Below are 1,738 nucleotides of genomic sequence, written 5' to 3'. Positions count from 1 at the left end.
GGTCGAGCCGGTGAAGCTCCCCGCCCTGCTGCGCGACTGGCCGGCGGACCGTGCGCTGTTCTTCGCCGACGAGACCGGCGGCGTGCCTGCGCTGGAGGCAATGCGCGCCCATCCCGGTCCCGCCGCGATCCTGGTGGGACCCGAGGGTGGATTCGACGCGGAGGAACGCGAATCGATCCGCGCCGTTCCGCACGCCATCGGCATCGCGCTCGGTCCCCGCATCCTGCGGGCGGAAACTGCGGCGGCGGCGGCGGTGAGCCTGTGGATGGGGGCCGCCGGCGACTGGTAACCGAACGGTACAAAAATCCGCTGGCATCGTTTCGCCGGCATCGCTAGAGGCGCGAAAATGAGCACCAAGACCGTTTCGAACAAGACCGCGGCGGTCATCGAGGATCGTGCCCAGCTGGTGGAGTATTTCGCCAAGGGCGAAAAGCCGGCCGAGCGCTGGCGCATCGGTACCGAGCACGAAAAGTTCGTCTACTGGATGGACGGCAGCCACCGCGCGCCCAGCTATGAGGAGCGCGGCGGCATCCATGCGCTGCTGATCGGCCTCACCGAATTCGGCTGGAAGCCGGTATATGAGGGCGAGCACATCATCGCCCTGTCCGGCCCGGACGGCGCGATCAGCCTGGAGCCCGCCGGCCAGTTCGAGCTTTCCGGCGCGCCGCTGGAAAACCTGCACGACACCTGCGCCGAAACGGGACGCCACCTCCGCCAGGTGAAGGCCGTCGGCGACCGGCTCGGCATCGGCTTTCTCGGCATGGGCATGTGGCCGGACAAGACCCGCGCCGAGCTGCCGATCATGCCCAAGGGCCGCTACGAGATCATGCTGCGCCACATGCCCCGCGTCGGCTCGATGGGCCTCGACATGATGCTGCGCACCTGCACGATCCAGGTGAACCTGGACTATGCCAGCGAAGCCGACATGGCGAAGAAGTTCCGCGTCGGCCTGGCGCTGCAGCCGCTGGCGACCGCGCTGTTCGCCAACTCGCCCTTCACCGAGGGCAAGCCCAACGGCTATCTTTCCTATCGCAGCCATATCTGGTCGGACACCGATCCGGCGCGGACCGGCATGCTGCCCTTCGTGTTCGAGGACGGCTTCGGCTATGAGCGCTACGCCGATTACGCGCTCGATGTGCCGATGTACTTCGTCTACCGCGACGGCAAATATATCGACGCGGCGGGCCTCAGCTTCCGCGACTTCCTGAAGGGCGAGCTGTCGGTCCTGCCCGGCGAGCTGCCGACGATGGACGACTGGGCCGACCATCTCTCCACCGCCTTCCCCGAAGTGCGGATGAAGCAGTTCCTCGAAATGCGCGGCGCCGATGGCGGCCGCTGGGGCCGCATCTGCGCGCTGCCGGCGCTGTGGGTGGGCCTGCTCTACGATTCGGGCGCGCTCGATGCCGCCTGGGATCTGGTGAAGGGCTGGTCGATGGAGGGCCGCGAGGCGCTGCGCAGCGCGGTGCCGAAGCTGGCGCTGGATGCGCCGCTGCCGGGCGGCGGCAAGCTGGTCGACATCGCCGGCGAGGTGCTGGAGATCGCAGGGGCCGGCCTAAAGGCGCGTGCCCGGCTGAACGGCTCGGGCGACAACGAATCCGGCTTCCTCGATCCGCTGCGCGAGATCGTGCGCACCGGCAAGGTGCCGGCACAGGTGCTGCTCGATCGGTATAACGGCGATTGGGCCGGGGACATCACGCGGGTCTATGGCGAGGCGAAGTTCTGAGGGCCATTGATCCTC

The 1,738-nt window shown here is 67.9% G+C and carries 2 protein-coding genes; both read left to right on the top strand.

The window, feature by feature from the left end:
• The coding region (locus tag A7X12_RS26470; RefSeq protein WP_232318601.1) for a 16S rRNA (uracil(1498)-N(3))-methyltransferase at positions 1-289 on the top strand (289 nt) is incomplete at its 5' end.
• Positions 290-346: 57 nt separating this feature from the next.
• Positions 347-1,723, top strand: coding sequence for a glutamate--cysteine ligase (locus tag A7X12_RS19385; RefSeq protein ID WP_064313108.1), 1,377 nt, complete (start codon positions 347-349; stop codon positions 1,721-1,723).
• Positions 1,724-1,738: the final 15 nt, after the last annotated feature.

The sequence above is a fragment of the Sphingomonas sp. TDK1 genome (assembly GCF_001650735.1).
Taxonomy (GTDB): domain Bacteria; phylum Pseudomonadota; class Alphaproteobacteria; order Sphingomonadales; family Sphingomonadaceae; genus Sphingomonas.
The sequence above is the reverse complement of the archived record's forward strand: the minus strand, read 5'-3'. Positions and strand labels throughout refer to the sequence as shown.